This is a genomic window from Alcaligenes sp. LTN-3, from assembly GCF_059735605.1.
This window is the reverse complement of the sequence record NZ_JCAPDN010000003.1, coordinates 276,933-302,619: the sequence shown is the minus strand read 5'-3', so window position 1 is coordinate 302,619 and position 25,687 is coordinate 276,933. Positions and strand designations below refer to the sequence as shown.

General features: G+C 54.2%; 23 protein-coding genes. 17 read left to right on the top strand and 6 right to left on the bottom strand.

Annotation, left to right across the window (positions count from 1 at the left end; genetic code table 11):
* The first annotated feature begins 54 nt into the window (after positions 1 to 54).
* Entirely contained in the window at positions 55 to 903 is an 849-nt protein-coding gene (gene asd, locus AC6I6N_RS14295) for an archaetidylserine decarboxylase (RefSeq protein ID WP_108726982.1), read from the top strand.
* Between the two features lie 196 nt (positions 904 to 1,099).
* Positions 1,100 to 2,101, top strand: coding sequence for an Lnb N-terminal periplasmic domain-containing protein (locus AC6I6N_RS14290; RefSeq protein ID WP_429647316.1), 1,002 nt, complete (start codon positions 1,100 to 1,102; stop codon positions 2,099 to 2,101).
* A gap of 211 nt (positions 2,102 to 2,312) precedes the next feature.
* On the opposite strand, the gene AC6I6N_RS14285 is transcribed toward AC6I6N_RS14290, so the two are convergent.
* The gene (locus AC6I6N_RS14285) at positions 2,313 to 3,230 is read right to left on the bottom strand and encodes a pyridoxal-phosphate dependent enzyme (RefSeq protein WP_497943588.1); all 918 of its coding nucleotides are present in this window, start codon (positions 3,228 to 3,230) and stop codon (positions 2,313 to 2,315) included.
* 561 nt (positions 3,231 to 3,791) lie between these two features.
* Here AC6I6N_RS14285 and AC6I6N_RS14280 point away from each other — a divergent pair.
* The 4 genes from AC6I6N_RS14280 to AC6I6N_RS14265 all read left to right on the top strand — a co-directional run bounded on the left by AC6I6N_RS14280 (position 3,792) and on the right by AC6I6N_RS14265 (position 7,425).
* The gene (locus AC6I6N_RS14280) at positions 3,792 to 4,145 is read left to right on the top strand and encodes a MarR family transcriptional regulator (RefSeq protein WP_021447165.1); all 354 of its coding nucleotides are present in this window, start codon (positions 3,792 to 3,794) and stop codon (positions 4,143 to 4,145) included.
* Between the two features lie 258 nt (positions 4,146 to 4,403).
* On the top strand, positions 4,404 to 5,192 hold the full coding sequence (locus AC6I6N_RS14275; protein ID WP_094198202.1) for a PhzF family phenazine biosynthesis protein: 789 nt from the start codon (positions 4,404 to 4,406) through the stop codon (positions 5,190 to 5,192).
* A 459-nt stretch (positions 5,193 to 5,651) separates the two neighbouring features.
* A complete protein-coding gene (locus AC6I6N_RS14270; protein WP_230019551.1) occupies positions 5,652 to 6,383 on the top strand; it encodes a hypothetical protein in 732 nt (243 codons plus the stop codon).
* A gap of 289 nt (positions 6,384 to 6,672) precedes the next feature.
* The gene (locus AC6I6N_RS14265; protein ID WP_094198204.1) at positions 6,673 to 7,425 is read left to right on the top strand and encodes a DUF4880 domain-containing protein; all 753 of its coding nucleotides are present in this window, start codon (positions 6,673 to 6,675) and stop codon (positions 7,423 to 7,425) included.
* 27 nt (positions 7,426 to 7,452) lie between these two features.
* Here the strand turns inward: AC6I6N_RS14265 and AC6I6N_RS14260 are convergent, their stop codons facing one another.
* On the bottom strand, positions 7,453 to 10,755 hold the full coding sequence (locus tag AC6I6N_RS14260; protein ID WP_497943587.1) for an autotransporter domain-containing protein: 3,303 nt from the start codon (positions 10,753 to 10,755) through the stop codon (positions 7,453 to 7,455).
* Positions 10,756 to 11,034: 279 nt separating this feature from the next.
* Here AC6I6N_RS14260 and AC6I6N_RS14255 point away from each other — a divergent pair, with 279 nt between their 5' ends.
* A complete protein-coding gene (locus tag AC6I6N_RS14255) occupies positions 11,035 to 11,457 on the top strand; it encodes a hypothetical protein (RefSeq protein ID WP_230019549.1) in 423 nt (140 codons plus the stop codon).
* 130 nt (positions 11,458 to 11,587) lie between these two features.
* Here the strand turns inward: AC6I6N_RS14255 and AC6I6N_RS14250 are convergent, their stop codons facing one another.
* The 4 genes from AC6I6N_RS14250 to AC6I6N_RS14235 form a co-directional block, all read right to left on the bottom strand.
* Positions 11,588 to 11,977: a DUF6180 family protein gene (locus AC6I6N_RS14250; RefSeq protein ID WP_094198207.1), complete on the bottom strand. Its 390-nt coding sequence runs from the start codon at positions 11,975 to 11,977 to the stop codon at positions 11,588 to 11,590.
* Between the two features lie 135 nt (positions 11,978 to 12,112).
* Positions 12,113 to 13,150 carry a virulence RhuM family protein gene (locus AC6I6N_RS14245; RefSeq protein WP_125277262.1) on the bottom strand — a complete coding sequence of 346 codons (1,038 nt, stop codon included), beginning with the start codon at positions 13,148 to 13,150 and terminating at the stop codon, positions 12,113 to 12,115.
* 43 nt (positions 13,151 to 13,193) lie between these two features.
* Positions 13,194 to 14,567 (bottom strand): tRNA uridine-5-carboxymethylaminomethyl(34) synthesis GTPase MnmE, encoded by a 1,374-nt coding sequence (mnmE, locus tag AC6I6N_RS14240; RefSeq protein WP_094198209.1) that lies wholly within the window; start codon positions 14,565 to 14,567, stop codon positions 13,194 to 13,196.
* Positions 14,568 to 14,815: 248 nt separating this feature from the next.
* Positions 14,816 to 15,367 (bottom strand): helix-turn-helix domain-containing protein, encoded by a 552-nt coding sequence (locus tag AC6I6N_RS14235; protein WP_003800785.1) that lies wholly within the window; start codon positions 15,365 to 15,367, stop codon positions 14,816 to 14,818.
* A 160-nt stretch (positions 15,368 to 15,527) separates the two neighbouring features.
* Between AC6I6N_RS14235 and argE the strand changes: the two genes are divergently transcribed.
* The 10 genes from argE (at position 15,528) to AC6I6N_RS14185 (ending at position 25,685) form a co-directional block, all read left to right on the top strand.
* Positions 15,528 to 16,724 carry an acetylornithine deacetylase gene (gene argE, locus AC6I6N_RS14230; RefSeq protein WP_094198210.1) on the top strand — a complete coding sequence of 399 codons (1,197 nt, stop codon included), beginning with the start codon at positions 15,528 to 15,530 and terminating at the stop codon, positions 16,722 to 16,724.
* A gap of 30 nt (positions 16,725 to 16,754) precedes the next feature.
* Positions 16,755 to 17,729 carry a threonine ammonia-lyase gene (locus tag AC6I6N_RS14225; RefSeq protein ID WP_094198211.1) on the top strand — a complete coding sequence of 325 codons (975 nt, stop codon included), beginning with the start codon at positions 16,755 to 16,757 and terminating at the stop codon, positions 17,727 to 17,729.
* Positions 17,730 to 17,731: 2 nt separating this feature from the next.
* Complete coding sequence (locus AC6I6N_RS14220; protein ID WP_094198212.1) at positions 17,732 to 18,736, top strand: ornithine cyclodeaminase family protein; 1,005 nt, start codon at positions 17,732 to 17,734, stop codon at positions 18,734 to 18,736.
* Positions 18,737 to 18,766: 30 nt separating this feature from the next.
* Entirely contained in the window at positions 18,767 to 19,738 is a 972-nt protein-coding gene (locus AC6I6N_RS14215; RefSeq protein WP_094198213.1) for a tripartite tricarboxylate transporter substrate-binding protein, read from the top strand.
* Between the two features lie 624 nt (positions 19,739 to 20,362).
* Positions 20,363 to 21,493 (top strand): ABC transporter substrate-binding protein, encoded by a 1,131-nt coding sequence (locus AC6I6N_RS14210; RefSeq protein WP_226349074.1) that lies wholly within the window; start codon positions 20,363 to 20,365, stop codon positions 21,491 to 21,493.
* 44 nt (positions 21,494 to 21,537) lie between these two features.
* Positions 21,538 to 22,413 (top strand): branched-chain amino acid ABC transporter permease, encoded by an 876-nt coding sequence (locus tag AC6I6N_RS14205; protein ID WP_035269511.1) that lies wholly within the window; start codon positions 21,538 to 21,540, stop codon positions 22,411 to 22,413.
* Entirely contained in the window at positions 22,414 to 23,373 is a 960-nt protein-coding gene (locus tag AC6I6N_RS14200; RefSeq protein ID WP_094198214.1) for a branched-chain amino acid ABC transporter permease, read from the top strand.
* Positions 23,366 to 24,124: an ABC transporter ATP-binding protein gene (locus tag AC6I6N_RS14195; protein WP_042485129.1), complete on the top strand. Its 759-nt coding sequence runs from the start codon at positions 23,366 to 23,368 to the stop codon at positions 24,122 to 24,124. Before AC6I6N_RS14200 ends, AC6I6N_RS14195 begins: the two co-directional genes overlap by 8 nt.
* A complete protein-coding gene (locus AC6I6N_RS14190) occupies positions 24,121 to 24,849 on the top strand; it encodes an ABC transporter ATP-binding protein (RefSeq protein WP_035269507.1) in 729 nt (242 codons plus the stop codon). The genes AC6I6N_RS14195 and AC6I6N_RS14190 overlap by 4 nt, the downstream gene beginning before the upstream one ends.
* Complete coding sequence (locus tag AC6I6N_RS14185) at positions 24,849 to 25,685, top strand: alpha/beta fold hydrolase (protein ID WP_269467002.1); 837 nt, start codon at positions 24,849 to 24,851, stop codon at positions 25,683 to 25,685. Before AC6I6N_RS14190 ends, AC6I6N_RS14185 begins: the two co-directional genes overlap by 1 nt.
* Positions 25,686 to 25,687: the final 2 nt, after the last annotated feature.

Below are 25,687 nucleotides of genomic sequence, written 5' to 3'. Positions count from 1 at the left end.
GGCATCAATGCTTTGGCCTCAGGTTGAAGCAGGATTTGTTTGCGAGCTGATTTTATGCATCCCCGTTTGGCTGTTCTACCCCAGTATCTCCTTCCTAAACAGGCTCTGACCGAGTTTCTAGGCGGCTTGGCCTCTAAGCCCTTGGGCGGGCGTACGACCTGGGCTATCAAGCGCTTTATTGACCGTTACCAGGTCGATATGAGTGAAGCGGAAAACTCCGATCCAGCCAGCTACACTACGTTTAACGAGTTCTTTGGCCGCGCCTTGCGCCCGGGCGCCCGCCCTATCGCGGATACGGCACTGGTCAGCCCTGTCGATGGTGCTATTAGCCAACTGGGGCCTATTCAGGGCGCCGAGGTGTTCCAGGCGAAAGGCCATAGCTATTCAACCATCGCTTTGGTGGGTGGTGACGCCAAGGAGGCTGCTCGCTATCAGGATGGGGTGTTCGCAACCCTGTATTTGAGTCCTAGCGACTATCACCGGGTGCATATGCCTTGCGCGGGTGTTCTCAAGCGCATGATTCATGTGCCTGGTGACTTGTTCTCGGTCAATCCTACGACAGCGCGTGGTGTCCCTGGCCTGTTTGCGCGTAACGAACGCGTGGTCTGCTTTTTTGACTCCGAGCAAGGCCCTTTTGTACTGGTGCTGGTGGGGGCGACGGTGGTGGGCAGTATGGTCACGGTTTGGCACGGTGTGGTGAATGCCTCGCGTGATGGCAAGATTCACGAATGGAATTATGACGGCCAGGGTATCGCCTTGGAAAAGGGGCAGGAAATGGGTCGATTCTTGCTGGGCTCTACTGTTGTGATGCTGTTTCCTAAAGAAAGCGGATACCGCTTTGATCCTGGCTGGCAGCCGCAAGGCATCATTCGTCAAGGTCAGGCGATGGGCTATCAGGGCTAAACCCTGTTTTCTAATGAGTAAAACCTGTGTTCAAGTGGACACAGGTTTTTTTTTGTTGTCGGGCCGCCCCAAGGCTCGGCGCCCTCGGCAAAAAACTCCCCCTGAGGGGTAGCAAGCCGAAGGCGTAGCGTGGGGGCATGGTTGACGGTTCAGCGCTTAAAAATCAATTTGTATTTAAGGTGTAGGTGGAGTAGGCATGAAAAGGTGGGGGGCGATGGTGATCAAGATTTTGGTCTTGTTATTGGTCTTGGTAGTAGCGGTCTGGGGGACGCTTGCACTGCAATTTCAGCTTTCGGCAAGCCTTGGGCGCTGGCTGGCATTGGCCGGCTGGGTCGCGGTGGCTGTACTGAGTCTGTACGCCTTGGGTAAGGGCAAGAACTGGCTCTTTGTGCCTCAGGTGCTGGGCTTTTTGGTGCTGGTGGGCTGGTGGAGCAGTATTGTGCCTAGTAATGACCGGGAATGGGCTCCTGATGTCGCCAGAATAAGCGATGGACAGGTCAATGGTTCGATTGTGACTTTGCACAATGTGCGTGACTTTACCTGGCGCAGTGAGACCGATTTTGACGAGCATTGGATAAGCCAGGACTATGATTTGCAGACACTCAAATCGGTAGATATGTTTCTTTCGTACTGGATGGGGCCAGTGATTGCCCATACCCTGGTGTCTTTCGGGTTTGAAGATGGCCGTCATGTGGTGTTTTCGGTAGAGATACGCAAGGAAAAGCATGAGGCTTTTTCTGCAATAGGCGGTTTTTTCAAAGACTTTGAGTTAAGTCTGGTCGCGGCAACAGAGCAGGATATTGTGCGTACTCGCAGTAATATTCGCGGCGAAGACGTATACATGTACAGCGTGGATTTAGCTAAACCCGCTATGCAGGCCTTGTTCTTGTCGTATGTAAAGCAAGGCCAGCAATTGCAGACTACTCCCCGTTTCTACAACACGTTGACGGCTAACTGCACCACTATTGTTTATGACATGGTCTCCAGGATCGTGGATGGCGTACCGTGGGACTGGCGTGTGCTAGCGTCGGGCTATCTGGACGAGTATGTGTATGGCTTGAATGCTTTGGCACCCGACCATAGTTTTCAGGAACTGAAGCAACTGGGTTACATCAATCCAAGAGCCTTGTCACAGCGGGAAGGGCAGGATTTCTCAGCCCTAATTCGACAGGGTTTGCCTCTCGTAAAGCCCTTTTAAGGCTGTTTTAGGTGCTTTTGTTCCACGTGAAACATATGTTTTTCTTGTTATGATCTAATAATTAGATCGTTTCAAAAACAAAGAAGTAAATAAAACCCCATCATGTAAAAAAACATATGATGGGGTTTTTTATTTCAGATCTCCGGCTTAAGGAATAAGCTTGGCTTGAAAAAATAAATCTTACTGCGTGAGATCTTTTTCCTGGGGCGGCTTAAGGAGTTGCCCGCCACTGCACTAGTTGCTCTAGCGTCATGGTGTTACCACCACATACAACCACCAGAATATTTTTGTAGGGGGCTAAGGCCTCGTGATCTAGATACAAGGTCGATAACGCTGCGCCGCATGCGGGTTCCACCAGAACACGATGGTCGGTCAGAAAACGTAAACAAGCGCTGACGGCCTGGGCATCACTGACCTGAATGCAGGTGGTGGGATGGGACTGGCTAACTGCATATGCCTGATCACAAACACGAGGAGCTGCCAGCGAGGTGGCAACCCCGCTGACCTGGCTTAGTGTGATGTGCCGGCGTTGCCGCACTGATTCGCCCAGGCTGGCTGTGTCCTCGGTTTCGACAGCAATAATGGTGGTCTTGTCCCAACCCTGCTCTCGCAGACCTTGGGCGACGCCGCTTAGCAAGCCTCCTCCCCCTACCGCCAGCAAGACAGCATCGGGCTGCACGCCCATTTGGGCCACTTCAGCAATCAGGCTGGCATGGCCTTCCCAAAGCAAAGGGTCGTCAAAGGGATGGATCAAGGCATCATCTTCTTGCACCAGGGTCAGCGCATATTCATGGGCTTCCTGCCAGTTCTTGCCGACCACGTGTAGCTCGGCTTTTTCCCGTTGAATCAGGCGTCTGGCGTGTTCGCTGGTGCTTTCGGGAACGACGACAAGGGTGGGTATGGTGAGCCGGCGCCCGGCGTAAGCGACAGCAATCCCTGCATTGCCACCCGAGGAAATGATAAAGCGTTTCTTGTTTTGTTCAGCGTGATGCTGGCATAGGTGCCCAATACCGCGAATTTTGAATGATCCGCTAGGTTGCAATGCATCCATTTTCAACCAGATTTGTTTGCCTAGTGGTTCGCTCAAGGCATGTGAGTAAATAAGTGGTGCCTCAAGGTGAAGAATCATTTCTTATCGTTCCAGATTTTATAGTGATCTGTGGGGCATGATAAGTGCTCAAGGCCCTGTTCACCCCATTTTATCGGTCTGAAACATATGTGGCTGAAAATATTGAGCAGTGTCTGGTGGCGGTCAGGTCAAGCGTGCGGGAAACGATTTGGTAAGGATGTTTATAGCAAAGAGCCTGGGTTCGGTAACTGCCCTCGTTCTTTGCACCCAGTCTCTTTATTAGCGTTTAATGTGAGGCAGCTTACTATCTGTCTGATAGTCTGCACCTTCTTACAATTTAGCTTCTTCGGAACCGTAGTGTCCAAGCTAAATCAAGGGCTTATCTGATAAAATGCTAGCCAAACTGCCCGACTCAAGACCTCTTTCTACATAGGATTCAGGCCCGGTCTTAAGCGTTTAATTTTAGGTGCGTGATACGCGCAAAAAACCATTCCAATCACTCCGGCCATAAAGCAGGGTTGTTTTTTGCTTTGCCTGATCGGAATAAAAACAATAATAACCAGAACTTATTTCTAGAAAAGGCGCTGTTGTAGCGGCTCTTAAAGGAATAAAGATTTTGTTATGAAAACTGCTACCAGACCTGCTGATATATATATGCGTTTTTTGCAGCTCGCCGATTCGCTGCATACCCTGCCTTGCTTGCCCTGCCTGGACCCTCTTGAAGAGCGTATCTTGGTGCTGGTTGCCAAGGCGTCAAAAGATTGTTTGCGTTTGTCGGTACGCGATGTCATGGCCGTAGAGCGGCTGGGATCGCCAGCGACCATACACACCCGGCTCAAGTCCATGCGCGAGAAAGGCTGGATCGTTCTCAGTGATACGGAGGACACGCGCCGCAAACAAGTTGATCTGAGCCAAGCGGCCTTGCTGCATTTTGACCGTCTTTCTGCCTGCCTGTTAGAAGCGGCCAATGTCTGATTGCACCAATAATGCGGTGATGCATGGTGTGTAATTCCAGTATCTGTAGACAATAAGCTTTTGGCTTGAAGCGAATGCGTTGGACGCGTTCGGGTGCAGGCAATGGAATGCAAACACGCATTTATCCAACGAGTCTGCATGCCCGGCACAAAAAAGAAGGGATAAAAACAAGACGCTTGCTCCAAGATTTACCTGCCTGTAAAGAGTCTATTTTTCTATACTCAGGGTTCATATTGAATTTCCAGGCTTGGAGGCAGAATGCGCTTACCCATCTATCAGGTCGATGCCTTTACTGACACCTTGTTTGCAGGCAACCCTGCTGCCGTGGTGTTGTTGTCCGAGTTCCCTGACGATGCCTTGATGCAGTCGATTGCGGGAGAGAACAATCTGGCGGAAACCGCCTTTCTGGTACCACAAGGCCAGGACTTTGGCTTGCGCTGGTTCACCCCTACGGTAGAAGTGCCCTTGTGCGGTCACGCCACCTTGGCCAGTGCGGCAGTCGTACTGCAGCATGTGCGTCCCCAGGATAGCCAGGTGGTATTTCATACCCTGAGTGGTGCGTTGACGGTGCGTCGTGACCAGGGGGCTTATGTCATGGACTTGCCTGTGCGCCCTGTTATCCGTGTGGATGACAATCCGTTGCTGGAAAAAGCCTTGGGTACCAAGGTTGCGCAGTTGTGGCGTAATGACTTCACCCATTTGGCCGTGTTGGAGACGGAAGCGCAGGTACGAGAGCTGCAGGTGGATACGGCGGCCATGCTGGCCAGCGGTTGTGAAGGGTGTATTGTGACTGCGCCAGGCTCGGGCCAGTTTGATATCGTCAGCCGCTTTTTTGCGCCTGGTCACGGTGTTGAGGAAGACCCTGTTACGGGTTCGGCGCACTGTGCTTTGCTGCCTTACTGGGCCCCTATTCTGGGGAAAAACCATTTGCTGGCGTTTCAGGCTTCTTCTCGAGGCGGGGTGCTCGATTGCTCTTTAGAGGGTGATCGCGTGTTCCTGAAGGGGCAGGCCGTCATGTATATGGAAGGCCATATCCAGGTCGGTTAAGACGGCCTAAGGCGTTATAAGCAGGCCTGGCATTGCTGTTCCCCTGTATGTAGCGCCCTTTCCTTGCAGCAGTACCGTGCTATCAGCACAGTCGTTAGAAAGACAAGCCAGCGTATTTTGGTTCGGTTTTCTTTATGACGGCTTTTTATGTTTTTTTGATCTCTTATGATTCCTGTTGCGCCCTTCTCCTCGATACTTTTGCTGATTCTTACGCTTGGCCCGATCGCACTGTTTTTTCTGTTGGTCTGGGCGGTTTCGCTTTTAGTGCAGCCACGACGCCGGGCAAACTTTAAGAAAAACCCCTGGCCGCGAATCCTGTTTTTGCTCCCCTTGTTGGTATTGGCGGCTTACTACAGCGTTTTTCAATGGGAGAGCTATCGGTTTGAAAAAAAGCAGCAACAGGAGCTGGCTAGCCGGCAACATGTTTTAAAAGAGCCGGGCCGCTTTGCCGGGGTGGATATGCCAAGCGGAACAGAGCTGGAATTGAGTGTGTGGGGCGACCCAGACAGCGTGTCCTGGGCCCGTTTTCCAGAGGCTGTGAAGATAGGCAACGCTCTTGTATTGTCATTTGAGCGCCCCCGGCCCGATCTGCAAAACTCCAGTTGGAAACTGCATCTGGCAGGCGATGCAACGCTGGAGGGTTGGCAGTGTGATGGCAATCAAGTGCTTGAAATGGAACAAGATCCTACGGAAATGAACGGCTTTCGTTTTGTCAGCTGTTTTTTGGCCAAAGGCAATCAAATTACAGGCTGGAGTCCTTATGCGGCGGCCGCCAATATGAGTACGGCTCCAGACTTCGTTCTGGAGCTACCTGCGGGTACTTTGGTGCAGTCCAGACCCGCTGGGACCTTGTATACGAATGGAGAGCGGGATCAGGATCGCTGGATGGTGCGCGTTGAGGCAGAGGGCTTGCAGGTCCGTGCCTGGAACTTGCCGTTGGAGCGCGCTTATTTCTCGGTCGATAAGAATAAAGACCTGCTTTATCTCTCCCAAGCGCGATTGGCCCAGGAAATTCAATTCGGTGGATTTCCCTATTTGGCCGGTACGCGTGTGTCTACACCCAACTATCGTTTTTACCCGCAGTGGCCCCTTTTATTGAAAATGGTATTGCCGGCGGGTGAGGGTTCGGATCACAGTAAAGAACAATTCCACGAACTGCTCAGCGGCCAAATTTTGGACGATTTTCACTAGTTAACGGCCTGATTTTGGCTTTTTTTACCTGTAATCTGCATTTTTTTTGTAGTGAGTGTAATTAAATAAGGCGAATTTGTTTTGATTAGCTCAATTTGAGTTAATGTAAGCATTTGAAGCGTTTGTATAAAATAAAAACGTAACGTTTTCAAACGTTGACGGCTAGACAGCTAAAAAGTTGGTGGCTACTGGTTTCCTTTCCTGAGGTTTTGGGCTCGAGCGGCAGGGACTTGCCGCCACGCTGAAACCACCCTATTGCTGGCGTAACTGAACAAGGTTAGATGCCGCTATGACGACATATCAAGGGGAGCTGCTGGAGCATACGCAGGCTCACGCACAAGCTGCTTATTGGTTTACTCGCTTGAACTCCGGCGAGGCGACTGCAGCCGAATTACGAGAGTTTGAGGATTGGCGTCGTGACAATCCAGAAAATGAACGTTCATATCGATACATTTGCTATTTTTGTGACGCCAGCCTGGATGCGCCCGAGCATGAAATCCGCCGTTTATTGGCCAGTTCGGGTGAGAAGGCGGCGTTGCTCAAGCCTTATCACCGAGGTCTGCTGGCCGGTTTGTTTGTTTTGGCCTTGGCGCTGACGGTGTTTTTCTTTTGGCCGGAGCGGGTACTACGACAAGAGCATCTGATTTCGGGGGCACAAACGCTGGAGCAGCGGTTTGTGGATGGCGCGGTGGTGCAATTGGGCCCCGACTCCGCTCTCGAAATCCGCGAGTACGAGGACAGGCTGAATCTGCAACTGTTACGCGGTCAGGTCACTTTGCTGCTGGCTGACCCCACACCAAAGAGCGTGACGGTCTTTTCCAGCTTTGCGCAGGCGCGCAGCAACAAGGGACAGTTTTCGGCCTTTTTGAACAGCGATCAAATGACGTTTGCGGTGGATACAGGTTCGATCGAAGTCTCCAGTGGAACATGGTGGCGCCGACAGATTCGGGTCTTGATTCCGGGTCAGTATCTTGATGTTGACCGGTGGTCTGGCATGAAACGGGTTCAACCCGCTCCTGTATCTCCCAATGAGGCCGACTAAAAGTCGGCCTCTTACATTCCAGCGCGTTTAGAACATCCAGTTCAGGAACAATTTACCGTTTATATCGGCCCGGCTATCCCCAAGTAAACGGGTATTGGCCGACAGCCCTAAACGCAGGCGCTCGGATTGTTGCAAGCTGATGCTGGTTCCCAGCGATAAAGCATGACGATCCACTCGCGCATAACGCCCCTCAAAACCCACAGACTGGGCACTGGCAAAAGCCGCTTCCTGAGTCTGATGACGGCTTAGCAAATCCTGCTCCCAAGCGATGGAGAAGGCTGTTTGCAATTGGCGATCCTGGCTTAAATTCCAGTTTTGGCGCAGGGCCAGGCCAAGCGAAGCCTGTAAGGCATGTTGACGGCTGGAATCCAAACGCAGGCGGCTGGCGGCATCGCCACTTTCTTCCAGCCCTGGACGACGGTAATGGAGATAATCCAGAGCCAGAACCGGGCCGATGCTGCCGTTTTCACCTAGCGCCCAGTTGTAGCCAGTCTGTACCCCCAGTGAGAAGGTATGGCCTGTCCAATCTGAAGCAGGACGCGCCTGATAGTCCGCAAAGCTGATAGTGCGGTTCATCTTGCCTTGTTCAATACCCACACGTAGCTGAGCCAGACCGTTCCAGCCTTCCTGGCTGTAGGCACGATAGCGGGCATGGACACCCAGGCCCAAGCCAGTCAGCTTGCTTTTGGCCTGGAAGGGGGCGTCTACATTGACGCGCTGTTCGTTGGCATTGCCGTGTACGCCCAGACTCCAGTCACTGCCCTGAGCGCGATGTTCTGCCCCCAACATCACCCCATAGGTTTGGCTGCGGTGGTCAACATCGTTGCTGCCCAACTGCCAGTGGTAGCGGCCACCATAGGTTTGGATGAAGCTTTGCCAGCCGCTCTTATCGATACCGTCGGTTTGACGCAGTTGTTCGGACACCAACTGTTCGCGGCGCAAGGAAGCGGCGGTTTGGGCGGCGTAGGCACCTGCACTTAGCTGATCCAGGGCTAGACCAATATCGCTGCCATCTGCACGCGAGAAGTCCATGGCTTGATACACGGCTGCCAGGGACTGATTACCCGAGGAAGCCTGTGCCAGGCTGGTACCGACAGCGGCGGCATTGGGCGATGCAGCGTATTGGGCATACGCATTCTGATGACGGCTGACAGTCCAGCCATCACCGGTACTTTCCACATTCAGGGTGGGGGATGCCAACGTGGCGCTGAGCACCGCAAACTGCCCTTGTGTCTGGCTGGCAGTGAACACCTTGTCCTGATTCAAGGTCCAGCCGTTTTGATACCAGTCTGGCTGCAGGTCCACGTTCAACTCGCCATCGAGCTGAGCCAGGCCCTGCACATCAATATGATCATTCTGGGTGGTCGAGGCTTCCACCAGAATCCGGCCATTGGCGCCTTGGACAAAATTGCCCTTGATCGTCATGTTCCCGTAGGAGTTTCCGGGGCTGAGTGTGCCGTTATTGGTGAAGTTGTATTCAGGGTTGAGGGTGAATTCGCTATTGCCATACAGGGTCGCGCCCTGATCCACGCGCAAGCCGTACAGCTCATGCTGGCCATTCAAGGACGTTGCGCCCCCGGCAATGACGACCGCCAGACTGTTCAGGCCCTTGATATTGCCGTCATAACGCATCTGGAAGTTGGAGTCGGCAGCGCTGGTCGCGCGCCCATTCTCATCGGCTTTTTGACCAAAGCTGATGCGGGTCAGCAGCGGTTGCTGGTCGGAGTCGCGGCGCTTGTAATCCGAGGTAATGTCACCTGTGATTTGTGCACCCTGCAAAATATTGATGTTCTGTACCCAGGCATTGTTCGCGATATGGATGGCCGCCTTCTGACCCGATAAGGTGCCGGACAAATCGTAATTACTAATCAAGGCACCTTGCAATATCTCCGGTACAGCGCGCAGCTGACCTTTAGCCATGAGCATCCAGGAGCCGTGATATTCATCGTCGCTGCCCATGGCGTTCTGGCCGAAATCGAATAAGGCTCCGACGCCATCCTGGCCATCTGCCCGGACCTCTCCTTGCTGGACAATATGGTGATGGCGGCCATAGCTGAACTGCAGGCCACGACCATACCAGCCCTGGGCATGAATACGCGTCGCTTCGGGAATGATGAGCGTGTTTTCGCTACCATCCACACGTACACCGACCCCGCCTGGCCCGGCTGTCAGTAGATCCGCCGCTTGGGTAATGGTATTGCGTTCGCCATAAATGTGCAGACCCAAGCCTTGTGTGGCCATGTTGTACTGACCGGGCAAGTAGGCTGTGCCGTCTTCATTGCGCGCAAAGTAGCCATTGGTATTGTTCAAGGTGACGTCGTCGCCATAGACCGAATAACCAAAGAAGTTGCGGCGATCAATGCTCAGCCCGATGTCTTGCAAGGCGGCAATTTCAGCTTCCATCAGATTCACGTAGTTGCGATAGGTCTGATGGCTCATCAGGCTGTTGCGCAGCTCGGTGTGGCTCATGTAGTTGCGGTCCACTCCATACTGTGGCTGGTCGTGGAAGTTCAGGATACTGACGGGAATGCCCGGCATGGCGCCATTCAGGACTTCCTGTACGTGATCGCCGGTGAAGTAGCCCTTGTCCTGGCGCAGATCAAAAGCGTCTGGGTCATACGGATTGGTGCAAACCGAACACAGGATTTTCTGCCCAGGGCTGGGGGCTCGACCCTGATCATCGCGCAAACCCAAGGCCCAGGGGCTGAGGTCATTTTGGAAGAAGGGGTCGGGTGGATCGAAACTGTCTGCAGGCAGGTTGTCCGTGACCGTGTTGCTGATGCCCAAGGCATGGGCCAGCTCGTGGAAAATCACTGCGTTGTAGTCAGCCTTGCCAGTTAAGGGCAGTTGGCTTGGGTTGACCGGAGCCGTATCCAGATCAAGCTTGCCGACGCTGATAACGGCATCGGGGTTATTCGGATCGCCCTGGAATATTCCCTGCAAGCGCGCTTGCAAGGCCGAGATGGTGAAGTTGGGATGGTCAGGGTTGTAGAGTGAAGCACCGTAGGCATTGGCGTTCTGGTCATTCATGGTGCCCAGATTGATCACAGCCGGTGTGTACCCTACGGGCAAATTAATGATTTCGGCCCAGCGCTCCAGCGCGGCACGAATTTTCAGTCGACCATTCTCGTCAATATTCCAAGGGGAAACGCGTGGATCGGATTGATCCGACGTATCGTAGCCCCCATCATCAGGTCCATAGATCCGCAATTCAAAGGCCTGCTGGCCTTGTTTGTTCAAAATGGATTCTGTCTGGTAAGCATGGGCGCTGCTGGCCCAGCTCAAGGCCAGCAGGGTGTGGCCTAGTAGCGCTTTGATTTTGAAGTCCATGTGATTCAGATAATGTGAAGACAATGGTTAGGGGGCATTTTTTATATAAAAGTAAATAAAAGTGTCTTTTCTTGCTACTTATTTCTGAGCTGTGCCGAACATCTGAGTAAAAGGCGCAACACCGGGTGCACACATCACGGTAAAGAACGAGCGGGTTGCAGCCGTAACCTCTAAGGAATAATGTGTACAAGAGAGGAAAGTATGACCATAGAGATCAGTGGACAGGGTTTAATACATAGACAAACTATGCCTGTGGCCGAGCCATTAAACGCGACGGCCATGACGCCCCCTGTGGTGCCCGAGCAAGAAGAGTCTGGCTCCATAGACTCATCGGGACGTATCAAGGTGCACCTGTCTCCCATGGGAAAAGATCTGTCATTGACCAGTCAGCAAGCTCAGAAAAAGGGTCGTGACAAGGATATTGATAGCAGTTCTTTGCCCGATGGCATCAAGGACATACTTAAACGTATTCGTGATCTGAAAGAGCAGATTCAACAGAAACTGATGGAGCTGCAGCGTATCCAGGCCAGCAACAAAAGCAGCGAAGCGGAAAAAAAGCAGGAATTGGATCGTGTGCAAAGCGAGCTCAATAGCTTGAACGGTGCTTTATCCAGTGCGCATGCCATGTTGAACAAGGTCATGGACGACATTGAGTTGGACGGTGATGCCCGTATGGAAGTTGGGGATTTATTGATGGCGTAAAAAAAAACCGTTCAACTGGTTTTGGGAGCCCTTGGGGGCGCAGGCGGGTGTGCCTAGGCGGTAGGCCTGCATGGACATGGGCTGCGCCCCTTTTTTACTTTAAGCAGCCAGGGGCTGCTTTTGCTGACGCTCAAGGCTGGTTTGCCACCGTCAAAGCTCGCGTAATTTTGCAGTTGAGCTGATGCGGAGACATCAAATTGGCGGTGACTTGTGCCTTGGTGCGAATGATGTAGGCGGTCGAGGGGTTCAAATCAATGCAGTACACCACCAGCGAGCCGCCCCCCAAGGGAGCCGAGCCAATATAGACGCCTAACTGATCGCTGGCTGTGGAGTCATTGTGCTGCTGGAAGCCCTCTCGCGCTGCTGTCTGCTGAACCGTATTGAGGCACTGGGCCACGCTGAGACGGGAGACGGAACGCTGTTCTGCCTCCAGCTCCAGAGGTATCAGTTCTTGAGCCTGTACTACCCCAGCGCCATGAATCAAAGCCGCCATCAAAACCCACTTGTTGAGTGTGCGCATGATGCCCTCCCGCAGGAGACAATGGAGTGTTCAGCATAGTCCTGATTGATCAGGGCAGGCTTTGATAGTGCTTAATTCAGGGACGAATGTCGGGTTTTTACTGAGGTGGGGGCAAGCCGTGTGGGAGTGATCAGCTTAGTGATCAGCTTCCGAATTTGAGGAGCCTAGTTCTTTTATTGCTTTATCAAAGTCACTCTCAAACAAGCGATCTTGTATGACGCGATATTTCTCGAACTCGCTTTCAGCATGAGTCTGGGCCAGCTTGGCAGAAATCTTGCCGCTATCTTGCAGAATTTCCCGGTCATCGAATTCCAGAAACATATCCAGGCGTTTGGCCCAGTCTTCCATGGTCATGGGGATTTTGCGGCGGGCACGGTTTTCAGCCAGCTCCAGATAGGCATTGACGATGCGCCCCAAGGCATCCAGCTCGTTTTGTTTCAGGTAGTTCTTGACAATACTGATGTCTGTTTTCAGTATTTTTCCATTGGGAGCATTGGCCCAGGAGGTAAGTCCCATATGGGCTTGGCTGCTGTCGGCACGCTGATGAACAAGCTCCGCTGCAGTTTGGCCGTGAATGGCGTAATGCAGCTTGTTCTGCACCTTGGCAAAGAAGGATTTACTGGTCGGGGCATTCTTGTTGTAGTCCACGCTGGTTGCGTAGATATCGGTGATCTTCTGGTAGAAGCGCCGTTCGCTTAGGCGTATTTCGCGGATTTCTGCCAGCAACTGCTCAAAGTAGTCTTCGTTTAGAAAACTGCCGTTCTCCATGCGCTGACGATCAATCAGGTATCCCTTGATCGCAAATTCGCGCAGGATGTGGGTGGCCCATTGGCGGAATTGGGTGGCACGGATGGAGTTGACCCGGTAGCCAACGGAAATAATGGCGTCGAGGTTATAGAAGTCCACCAGACGCTTTACGTCCCGATTACCTTCTTGCTGAACTATCCGGAATTTCCGGATAGTTGCCTCGGAAGCCAGTTCATTGCTGGCAAAGATATTTTTTAAGTGCTCATTGACCGTGCGTACATCAACGCCAAAAAGCTCCGCCATCAGCTTCTGAGACAACCAGACCGTCTCGTCTTCGTAGCGAGCTTCGATGCTTTGTTCACCAGCCTGACCAGTAAAGATCAGAAATTCAGTGGTGCTATTTCGAATCAGCTTCTTGCCGCTCATGCCTAGTTCCTCTGCACATCAATGGCTCAGTCTTTTGATGAGGTCACTTCCCAATACAAAAACTGGAGAAAATCTCCCCCAGCAAATCATCGCTGCTGAACTCGCCGGTAATTGAGCATAAATCCAGATGTGCCAAGCGCAGTTCTTCGGCAAACAGGTCCAGCACTTGATCGCTGTGCGTAGCGTGCTCTGCGGCCAGGCCCAGGTGGTATTCTGCGCGCTCCAAGGCGCGCAGGTGTCGTTCCCGCGCCAGCCAGGGGGATTCACTGCCGGGGTTCCAGCCGGCGATATCCAGCAAGGTGCGGCGCAGTGTGTCCAGACCTATATCCTTACGGGCAGAAATCGGTAGCACGGTGGCGCCGCTTTCCTGTGCAGGCAAGGCTGCCTGTTGTTCTGCTGTCAGCAAGTCTATCTTGTTATAGACGCGCAGCACGGGTACATGTGATGGCAGGCGAGTGGTAATGGCACTGTCCAGCTCGTCTTGCGGGTTGCGAGCATCGAGCAGGTGCACGATCACGTTGGCTTTGGCGATTTCGTCCCAGGTACGGGCGATACCGATGCGCTCGACGGTGTCCTCGGTGTCACGCAAACCGGCGGTATCCACGATGTGTAGCGGGATGCCGTCAATGTGGATCAGCTGCATGACACGGTCGCGGGTGGTGCCGGCAATATCGGTCACGATAGCCACGTCCTCACCGGCCAGTGCGTTAAGCAGGCTGGATTTGCCCACATTGGGCTGACCGGCCAGTACAACGTGCAGGCCCTCGCGCAGAATCGCCCCCTGACGCGAATGCTGCAGGATGCGTTCCAGCTCGTCCTGTATGCCTTGCAGGGTGGCCGCCGCCTGGTATTTTTCCAGGAAGTCGATTTCTTCTTCGGGAAAGTCCAGCGTGGCTTCCACCAGCATGCGCAGGTGAATGATGCGGTCAGCCAGGGTGTTGACCTTATTGGAAAACACGCCCGACAGGGAGGCGACGGCACTGCGGGCAGCGGCCTCCGAGGAGGCGTCAATCAAGTCGGCCACGGCCTCGGCCTGAGCCAGGTCCAGCCTGTCATTCAAGAAGGCGCGTTGGGTGAATTCTCCCGGTTCAGCCAGTCGCAGACCCTGATCTTTACCTGCTTCCAGGCAGCGATCCAGCAGGCGGCGCAGAACAGCCGGGCCGCCGTGGCCTTGCAGTTCCAGCACGTCTTCGCCGGTATAGGAGTGCGGGCCTTTAAAGAACAGTGCAATGCCCTCGTCGATTGCCTCGCCTTGTGCATCCTTGAAGGGCAAAAAGTGGGCATGACGCGCTTGCAGCGTACGGCCAAACAGGGTCTGGATCAGAGCATCAAGCTCTTTGCCGGACACACGGATGACACCAATACCGCCCCGGCCGGGGGCGGTGGCAATAGCCACAATAGGGGAAGAGCTGGACATGGTCAGATCGATCAAAGAGGCGGAACAGAACCGTATTGTAATGGAGCAGGTAGACGGTTCGGGCTTGGGGCGCTAAGCCTTGTTGGTATCTGAAACGCTTGTGTTTATGTCCCTGTGGACTAGGCTCTTGAGAATCAGGCAATTAGGCAATCGGTCGTGTGGGAGAACCTAAAAAGGCCAGGGCAAACAAAAAGCCTTTGGACGTGTCATCAAAGCGACTGAGGCCAGCCGTCTGCGCTTCTTTGAGCCTAGTGATTGTTCACACAAACCACCAGAATCTCCACGCTTTCCCCGTGTTCGCACAGATACAGGTGACCCAGATTGCTTTTGAAGTAGATGCTGTCGCGCGCTTGCAGTACATGCCGGCGGCCGTCCTGGAACTGCATGGTCAACTGCCCTTCAATGACAAAAATAAATTCTTCGCCTTCGTGTTGGCTGAAGTCGCTGGCATCGCGCGGTTTACCGGCCAGCACGCGCCCGTGCATGGGCGTCATTTTTTTGTTGATCCATTCCGATGCCAGCATGCCGTATTCATAGCGGTGAGCATGGTAGGTTACGGTGCGTGAAGCCCGTCCCACCAGGATGTCCATGCCGGACTCGTTCTGATCACGAGGCGTCTTGAACAGGTCGGACAAATCCATTTTCAAGGCCCGGCTGACGGCCAAGAATTTCTCGTAGCTCAGGCCAATCAGGCCGCGCTCTGCCTTGGACAGGGTGGACAAAGACACATTGGATAAACGTGCCAACATGAGCAGGGTCAGGCCCTGACGCTTGCGTTCATCACGTATGCGCGCCCCCATGGCTGTCTTGCTTAATAAGTTGGGGGTGGTGTTAACCAAGTCTTTTGTCATAACCGAAAGAAGTAATAAACAACATTCTTATAAATATTATTGATTTTCTTATAAGAAAACTCTGTCCTATTGTATAGAACTACACGCTTTACGTTGGGAGAAAGAAGGCATGACTGCGTTGTTTGATCCTACTGCTTATCCCTCTACCTCGGTGGAATGGATAAAAAAACTGATTGCTTATGATACGACAAGCCGGGAATCCAACCTGGAACTGATTCACGACGTACAGGCCTATTTACAGCAGCAAGGGCTGGAAACCGTGCTGACGCATGACGCCAGCGGCCGCAAGGCCAATCTGTTTGCCACTATTCCGGCAGCCGATGGCACACGTACCGGTGGCATTGTTCTGTCGGGCCATACTGATGTGGTGCCCGTCGATGGCCAGAACTGGAGCAGCGACCCCTTCAAGGCTGAGGTTCGTGACGATCGTCTGTATGGCCGTGGCACGTGCGACATGAAAGGCTTTGTCGGTGTGACCCTGCAATTGGTTCCTGAGATGTTGGCGACCAGGCTGGCCAAACCCATCCACCTGGCCTATTCATACGACGAAGAAGTGGGTTGTGTGGGCGCGCCTGTCATGATTGATGATCTGGTCCGTCGCGGCGTTCAGCCCGAAGGTTGCGTGGTGGGTGAACCCACCAGCATGCGTACCATCGTGGCACATAAGGGCATTAACGCCTATCGCTGCCGCGTACATGGTCATGCCGCGCATTCCTCGCTGACCCCTAAGGGCGTAAACGCGATCGAACATGCGGCACGCATCATCACGGCTATTCGTGATCTGGCCGACGACTACAAGAGCATGGGCCCTTACGACCACGATTTTGACGTGCCCTTCACCACCTTGCAGACCAGCATGATCCGGGGCGGTATCGCCTTGAATACCGTGCCTGACCTGTGCGAATTCGAGTTTGAATACCGCAATCTGCCCGGTGTGGACCCCGAGCCGATCTTGCAAGAGATACGCGAATTCATCGACCTGAAAGTCCTGCCCGCCATGCGCCGCGAGCATCCCGATGCTGTAGTGGAGCTGGAAAAGCTGGCCAGCGCCCCCGGCCTGAATCCCGAAGAACAAGCTGCCATTACCAAGCTGGTACGTGAACTGACGCGGGACGACACGGTACGAAAAGTGGCCTATGGCACAGAAGCAGGTCTGTTCCAGCAAGCCGGTATTCCTTCGATTATTTGTGGCCCCGGCAATATCGAGCAGGCCCACCGCCCCGATGAGTACGTGGAATTGGCCCAGGTGGAGCAGTGCGAGCAGTTCTTGCGTGCTCTGATTCGCAGCCAGGCCGTGACCGCTTAAAAACAGACAAACAGGTTTCAACGCAAACCCATGACAACAGAAAAAGTTACCCAGGAAAATGTGGTGCAGGCCCACGAGCGTCTGCGTCCCTATGTGCGCCAGACGCCCGTGTTTGATTACCAGACCGGGCGTCTGGATAGCGCCGTCAATTTCAAGTTCGAGCATTTGCAGGCCTCGGGCACCTTCAAGGCACGTGGTGCTTTCAATAACTTGCTGAGCTTGTCTGAAGAGGCTCGCCAGCAAGGGGTGACCTGCGTCTCCGCAGGCAACCACGCCGTGGCCGTGGCCTATGCTGCCCATCAAATGGGGGTGAAAGCCAAGACTGTCATGATCAAGACCGCCAGCCCGGCCCGCGTAGCCTTGTGCCGTGAATATGGGGCCGAGATTGTCTTTGCAGACAATGGCGAGCAGGCGTTTGAGCTGGTGCGCCAGATTGAAAAGGATGAACAGAAAACCTTTATCCATCCGTTCAGCACCTACCCCACCGTGCTGGGAACCGCCACGCTGGGCTACGAGTGGTTGCAGCAAGCGGGCAAGCTGGATGCGGTGCTGGTGCCCATTGGTGGTGGTGGTTTGGCTGCGGGTGTCTCGGCTGCCGTTAAGCTGTGGCAGCCTGATTGCGTGGTCTATGGCATTGAGCCGGTAGGCGCAAACGTCATGGCACTAAGCCGCCAGGCAGGCGAGCCGCAAAAAATCGGTGCCATGCAGTCCATCGCAGACAGTCTGATGGCCCCCCATACCGACGAGTTCAGCTTCCGCGTGTGTCAGGACAATATCGACACGCTGGTGACCGTCAACGACGACCAGATCCGTGCTGGTATGCACTTCCTGTTCAATGAATTCAAGATGGCTACGGAACCAGCGTGCGCGGTGGCGACCGCTGCCTTGATGTCCCCTTTGCGCAAACATCTGGCCGGGCAACGAGTGGGCGTGTTGTTTTGTGGTTCCAACACGGATACCGATACCTTTATCCGCCATATCACCACGCCACTGGCGCAAGGCTAACCATGCAGCTTAGCGTTTATGTAGCAAAGGCCCAGGAAGTGTATGAAGGGCTGGATATGGGGGCGGCGATTGATCTGATGCGCCAGGGTTTTATTGCCCTGCAGCAAGGGCGTATTGACCAGCCCTTGCGTACGATTGTGCGCAGCCATTTGTCCAGCGGTTTTCTAGGCATGATGCCTGCCTGCATTGATATGCCGGAGATTTATCCCGAGCCTTTGTACGGTGCCAAGATGGGCACCCTGTTTCCAGACAATGTGCGCTTGGGTAAAGACCCCCATCAAGGCTGCGTGCTCTTGATGAGCGGTTTGACTGGCGAGACGCGTGCCATTCTGGACGCCAGCAGCGTGACGGCATTGCGCACTGCGGCGGTCAGTGGCTTGGCCACCGATATGTTGGCGCGTCCCGATGCCAGCGTGCTGACCTTGTTTGGCGGCGGACATCAAGCCTTGTGGCAATTGCGCGCCGTGGCGCAAGTGCGTCGTTTGAGCAAGGTGTTTGTGCTTACCCGCTCTGCACAATCGGCCCAGCATTTTATTGAGGAAGCTCAGGCGTATCTGGATTGCCCCTTGATAGCGGGCGTCTCGGCCCAGGAAGCCGTGTCCCAGTCGGATATGGTACTGACGGCCACCAGCTCTGCCACACCTGTCTTGCAGCGTGAATGGCTGCGCCCTGGCACGCACATCACCGCCATGGGTTCCAGCACACCCGCCAGCAGTGAACTGGATGGACCCACCATGACGGCAGGCCGTTTGTTTGTGGATCGTGCGCAATCCACGCGTAGCGAGTCGGGCGAATTTTTGAATGCGTGTAAACAGGGTTACTTGTCAGCCGATACTGAGCTGAACGAGTTGGGGGCGGTCCTGGAGGGGCAAGCCGCAGGCCGCAATGACAACCAAGAAATCACGATTTTTAAATCCTTGGGATTGGCATTTGAGGATGTATTGACGGCGGCTGCCTTGTTAAGCCGTCATGCCGCACAAGGCAATGGACGAGTAGTAGAACTTTAATCGCGTCATCAAGAGGTAGGGAGACAAGTAATGAAAAAGAAATGGGCGCAGGTCGTGTTGGGAACGGCCTTGGCATTGGCAGCAGGTATGTCTGTTGCCAGCAAATTGCCGGACACCATACGCTTGGTCGTGGGCTATCCGGCGGGGGGAACTGCGGATGCCGTTGCGCGGGTATATGCCGAGCAACTGCGTGAAAAGCTGGGTGTGAATGTGGTGGTGGATAACCGCGCTGGCGCAGGTGGGCAGGTTGCTGCCCAAGGTTTTTTGCGCTCGCCTACGGATGGTTCGGTGCTGTTGGTTGCCAATAATCACATGATGACCACCCTGCCCCTGACGGTGAAAACCGTCAGCTACGACCCCATGAAGGATTTTGCGCCGGTGGCGGTGATCGCCAAGTTCGAGCATATCTTTGTGGTCGGTAAAACCACGCCGGCCCATACCTTGCAGGAGTACGTGGAACTGGTCCGTAAAGAACCGGAGAAGTACGGCCATTATGGTATTCCCGCTCCTGGCAGCGCCCCCCAGTTCATGGGCTATAGCATTGCCAAGAAGAACGATATCCAGATGTCCCCTGTACCGTACAAAGGGGGCGCCCCCCTGATCAACGACCTGTTGGGTGACCATATCCCTGCTGGCGTGGATGCGGTGGGCATGATTACCGAGCATGTCGCCGCCGGTTCGGTGCGGGTGCTGGGAATTACCGGGGCTGAACGCCTGCCTATTTTGAAGGACGTGCCTACTTTTGCAGAAATGGGCTACGGCGATCTGAAGGCCTCGGGTTGGATGGGGATTTTTGCACCGCTGGGCATGGAGCCAGAGATGGTCAAACAGTTCCAGGATGCCTTCAATGAAGTGGCCAAGCTGCCACGCATTGAAAGCGCGATTGTGCCGATTGGCTTCCGACCTGAATCGGGCGACGCGCAGGAGTTGGCCCGTACGGTTCAGGCGGACCTGGATACCTGGGGGCCCATCATCAAGGAGTCGGGGTATTTGCAGCAGTAAGACTCAGGGTGTTGATGCATACGCCTGCTTGTGATGAGCGGTGTTTATCAAGTCCGATGAGTAAAGGCTAGCGCTTCGACTTCGTTCTTATGGAACATGGGGAGCAACGGCCAGTAGCAGCTAGCAGCACAAAACTTGTTAGCGCAGAAAAGTGGGAATGCGGGCCTGATGTCAAATCAGGTCCGCTTTTTTATGGCGATTTCAAGAAGGGAACTGCCACCTTCAGAGCTTGTTGGTTGTGTCTCTTGTGAGGCCAGCTTTTGGGCGGAATTTCATCATCAGAAAGAGGCCTAGTGGCCCGAAAAGGGAGCTGTTTATCTATGTGCTGAGACATCGGGTTTTCGGTTCGTAGCCAGTCTGTGGGTAGCTGAAATACCTTTGGTCTACCCTTCAAATAGCACTTGAGTGTTGTCACCAAGATTAAGCCGGCAAGCAGGTTTCGCCTGGCCTCCATCATCCATGAAAACTACTGAAAATCCATTAAGTGACTGATAGATAACAATAAAAAATCATTTTAAGTCTGTAGGGAATTCCCTATATTTTATTTATTGGCTAGTCAGTTAATAATATTTCAAACTAGAAATAATCAATCAGTTAATTAAAAACCAAGGAAGGAGATACAAGGTGCGCAAGACGATATTGACGATGGGGTTGCTCATGACGCTGGGTGCTGTGGGGGCCGTGCAAGCGCAAACCATCAAGATTGGTGTGATTCAGCCTTTGACCGGGTCGGTGGCCTACAACGGGGAGGCCGATGTGAATGGCTCCAAGTTGGCTGTCAAAGAGCGTAATGCTCGTGGCGGGGTGTTGGGCAAACAGGTTGAACTGGCTATTGAGGATGGAGAGTGTCAGCCCTCCAAAACCGTGAACGCGGCTGAAAAACTGATTCAGAAAGACAAGGTGCCGATTATCTCCGGCGCCTTTTGCAGCTCCGCCACCATCGCAGCCATGAGCGTGGCGCAAAAGTACAAAGTGCCCCTGCTCTCGGGCGTGTCCTCAAAAAGTGATTTAACCGAGCGTGGCAATGAGTGGTTCTTCCGCACCGCAGAAACCGATGGTTTGCTGGCCCATGCCTTCGCAACGATTCTGGTCGAGCAGCTCAAGCTGAAAAAAATCGCCTACATCGGGGTGAATGATGACTGGGGCCGGGGCGGCATGGAAGAGTTCTCCAGCCAGATCGAAGCCCTGGGCGGTGAAACCGTGCAAAAGCTGTATTTCGACCATGGCACCACGGACTTCTACACGCTGTTGACGCGGGTACGAGCCGCCAAACCAGATGGTGTTTTTGTGGCAGCCGAAACCCAGGATGGCTCGATTCTGGTCAAACAGATGAAGGAAGTGGGTCTGGAGAGTCTGATTTTCGGCGTAGGCAGTTGGGCGACGGCGGACTTCGTGAATCTGGCCGGCTCTGCATCAGAAGGCATTCATGCTGCCGTTCCTTATGCCCACACTTTGCAGCGTCCCGAAAATCTGGAGTTCGTGCAGTCCTATCAGAAAGAGTATGGCGAGCTGCCGGGCAAGTATTCGGTGGCTGGCTATAACGCGATGAACATCATCATGGACGCGATCGAACGCGCAGGGGAAGCCGATCCGGACAAGATTCGTCTGGCACTGCCGGCCACGGATTACAACGGCCCCAATGGCAACTTCAAATTCAACGAAAAACGCCAGGGCTACGGCTTTGATGCCGTGTTGGTGAAGCTTCAAGGCGGGCAGCCGGAAATAGTTGCTCAGGCCAAGGTAACGGCGGACTAAGAGCACGATGAGCTGCGGATTCTATCGTTTGATGAGGGGGCATTGTGTTTGATTTATTGCTGCAGTTCATTGCCAATGGACTGGTGAACGGGACGTTCTACGCGCTGTCGGCCCTGGGCCTGACCCTGATTTTTGGCTTGATGCGATTGGTGAACTTTGCTCATGGCGAGTTCTACATGATCGGTGGCCTGCTGGGATGGTTGGTGACCCAGCAATTGGAGCTGAACTTCTTTGTGGGCCTGGCGCTGGTCATGGTGATCGTTGCGGTGTTTGGATGGCTGCTGGATCGCTTCCTGATTGCTCGTATCCGGGACAAGGGCCCGGAGCCAGGCATTTTGCTGACTATCGGTTTGTCGATTTTCCTGACGAATACCGCCTTGATGATCGTGGGTACGGCACCTTTGAAAGTGGTGGCGCCGGTGCCTAATACTCCCCTGTTTTTGGGACCGATATTCATCACCGAGGTGCGCGTTTTTGCGATCGGGATGTCTATTGCGGCCATCGTCGGCGCACGCCTTCTGATCCAGAAAACCCGTTTGGGCAAAGCCATGCGGGCCACCTTCCAGGACTCGACGGCGGCCAGTCTGGTCGGTATCAATACCGCCACTATCTACGCCTCCACCTTCGCCTTGGGTGTTGTTCTGGCGGCAACCTCGGGCATGTTGCTCAGCTCCATTTATGTCGCGCAGGCTTCGATCGGTGGCCTGATCAGTTTGAAGGCCTTTGTGGTGGTCATTCTGGGCGGGATGGGCAATTTCGGTGGTGCCATTCTGGGTGGCTTGATCCTGGGCGTGGCAGAAGCGCTGTGGGGAGGTTATGTGCAAACGGGGACAGCGGACATGGTGGGCTTTGCCCTGGTGATTTTGATTCTGTTCTTCCGTCCCTATGGCTTGTTTTCGGTTCGAGCGGAGCGCGCGTAAATGAAAATAGAACGTCACTTTATGGTGGGCTTCCTGGCCTTGTCGGCGTTGCTCGCTTGTTTTGTGCAGAACGATTATTTGCTGCACATCCTGGTGCTGGTGTTGATGTATAGCGTGCTGGCCAGCAGCCTGAACTTGATCATTGGTTATGTGGGAGAGTTCCCGCTGGGTCATGTGGCATTTTTTGGCCTGGGGGCGTATTCGGTCGCCATTTTGAGCTCGCCCGCGGTGGGCTGGCCTGTCACGGTCACCATTGCCGCGGCGGCCTTGATTGCTGCGGCAGCGGGTTACGTGATTGGGCGTGTGACTTTGCGTCTGAATGGGCCCTTCTTTGTCATTGTGACGCTGGCCTTTGCCGAGGTCCTGCGCCTGCTGGCCAATAACTGGGTGGACCTGACCAATGGCCCGATGGGCATCTCGGGTGTGGCTCATCCTGCTTTGCTGGACATGTCGCCCTGGCTGGCTGGCAAGCGGGGTTTTGTGGTGATGGGCATTGTGCTGGCCGCCATCACTTTCTACATCTGCTACCGCCTGGTGCATTCCAGTGCGGGCCGTGCTGCCGTCACTCTGCGAGAGAACAACTACGTGGCGCAATCGGTCGGTATTGATCCTTTTCGCTACTCGCAGTTTGTCTTTGTGGTGGCGGCCTTTCTGGCCGGGATTGCCGGGGCTTACTACGCCAGCTACATCAGTTTTGTAGGGCCGGAAGTTTTCGGTTTTCCGTTTACCGCGACCATGATTATTATCGTTTTGCTGGGCGGTAAAGGCACCTTGCTGGGGCCTATTGCAGGGGCCATTGTGGTGGCCTTGCTGGAAGAGTATTTGCGCGAATTCAAGGAGTTGCGTCTGTCCTTATTTGGACTGATCGTCATGGCTTCGGTGCTGTTTGCGCCGGATGGAATCATGGGATTTGTGCAGCAGCGTTTTCATCATTTATTTGGGAGGACGCGTCATGCTTGAAGTGTGCGGTCTCAGCAAATCCTTTGGCGGTATTCATGCGGTTCAGGATATTGATTTCACCGTTCCTGCCGGGCAAATCGTCAGCTTGATCGGGCCCAATGGGGCTGGCAAAACAACGTGCTTCAACCTTATCACCGGCTTTTATCAGCCTACTCGTGGGCGGGTGTTATGGGATGGCAAAGAGGTCACGGCCAGCAAGCCGTATCGCATGGCACAGCAGGGCGTCATTCGCACTTTTCAAAAGACTAATGTGCTGCGGGCTCTGAGTGTTTTCGACAATCTGGTCCATGCCCATTATTTGGCTGATCGGGCACCCTTGTGGCGCACTTTCTGGCCTAGCAAAGAGCAGGCAAAAACCGAACAGGAAATCATCGTCTCGGCCCGCCGTATTCTCGATCAGATTGGCTTGGCCAAGCGTGCTGATGTCCTGGCCAGCTCCTTGTCTTGTGGCGAGTTGCGACTGCTGGAGGTGGGCGTTGCTCTTGGTGCTAAACCCAGATTGTTGATGCTGGATGAGCCAGCCGCCGGACTTAATACACATGAAGCAGAAGGCTTGGCCGACTTGCTCAAACAGCTGCCTGGGCAGTGGGTGGAGTCCATTTTGCTGGTAGAGCACAACATGGGTTTGATCATGCGTGTGTCTGACCAGATCGTGGTCATGAACTTTGGCAAAAAACTGGCAACGGGAACACCGGCAGAGATTCAGGCCAATGAGCAAGTGTTGGAAGCCTATATGGGGAAAGCGGCATGAGTAAACAGGACATTGAACCTCTATTGGCGTTGCAGGATGTGGTGGCGGGTTATGGCAATTTGACGGCCCTGCATGGCGTCAGCTTGCATGTGCAGCCTGGTGAAGTTGTAGCCATTCTGGGAGCCAATGGCGCCGGGAAATCCACCACGCTCCGGGCAATCTCCGGTCTGATCCGCCCTACTTCTGGCCAGATCACCTGGAAGGGACAGGTGATCAGTGGTCGTAGCCCTGAACATATTCTGAAGCTGGGTTTGGCTCACTGCCCTGAAGAACGGCATGTGTGGCCTGAAATGACCGTTGAAGACAATCTGGATCTGGGCGCTTACCTGATCAAGTCCAAGACTGAAGTGGAGCGGCGTAAAGGCATTGCCTTTCATCGCTTCCCGCGCCTGAAAGAGCGATACAGGCAACTGGCAGGCACGCTTAGCGGCGGGGAGCAGCAGATGCTGGCGATTGCTCGGGCATTGATGTCAGAACCGGAACTGTTGATTCTGGACGAACCTTCTTTGGGGCTTAGTCCCAAGATGGCGCTGGAGGTTTTTCAGGTGGTGCGGGACATCAGCGAGCATGGCGTGTCCATTCTGGTGGTGGAACAGAACGTGCATAACGCGCTGAATGTGGCCAGTCGAGCCTATGTGCTGGAGACAGGGCGCGTTATTGCAGAGAAAGACAGCGCCAGCATGCTGAAAGATCCTGAACTATTGAGTGCTTACCTGGGAGGCTGATGATGAGCATGAACAAGGCGACTGAACTCCTATCGCGACTTAGCTATGGCGCTCATGTCCACGCTAACGGCATCCGGCAGCATTACTTGCGTTATGCCGGTCCCGGACCAGCCTTGGTGCTGGTGCCCGGAATCACCAGCCCTGCTCCCACCTGGGGGTTTGTGGCAGAGCGTCTGGCCCTGCATTTTGATGTGTATGTGCTTGATGTACGTGGTCGTGGTCTTTCTCAAGCAGGCGCAGATCTGGATTATGGCGTGAATGCTTGCGCGGATGATCTGTGCGAGTTCGTTCGGGAGCTGGCACTGGAGTCGCCCATTTATGTGGGGCACTCCATGGGGGCGCGCATTCTGTTGCGTGCGGCCAGCCGAGGGTTGGCCAAGGGGGCCGCCATGGTGCTGGTGGATCCGCCAGTGTCCGGCCCAGGGCGACGCCCCTATCCGGCGAATATCGCCTGGTACACCGATTCCATTGCACAGGCTCAACAAGGTATGAGCGCCGAGCAGATGCGGCAGTTTTGCCCGACCTGGACTCCTGAGCAACTGACGCTGCGCGCACAGTGGCTACACACCTGCGATGTGCGCGCAGTGACGGACAGCTACGAGTGGTTCCACACCGACGATGCGTTCCCGGACTTCAGCCAGCTTAATGATTGGAGGGTGGCCCTGATGGTGGCGGGCAAGGGGGATGTCATTCGCGATGAGGATAGTAAAGAGGCGCAGTCCTTGAAGCCTGACTTGCAGATCTTACGTGTACCAGACGCTGGGCACATGATCCCCTGGGATGACGAGGAAGGCTTTTATCGCGCATTGGGCACCTTTCTGGGCCTTACCTTTTAACA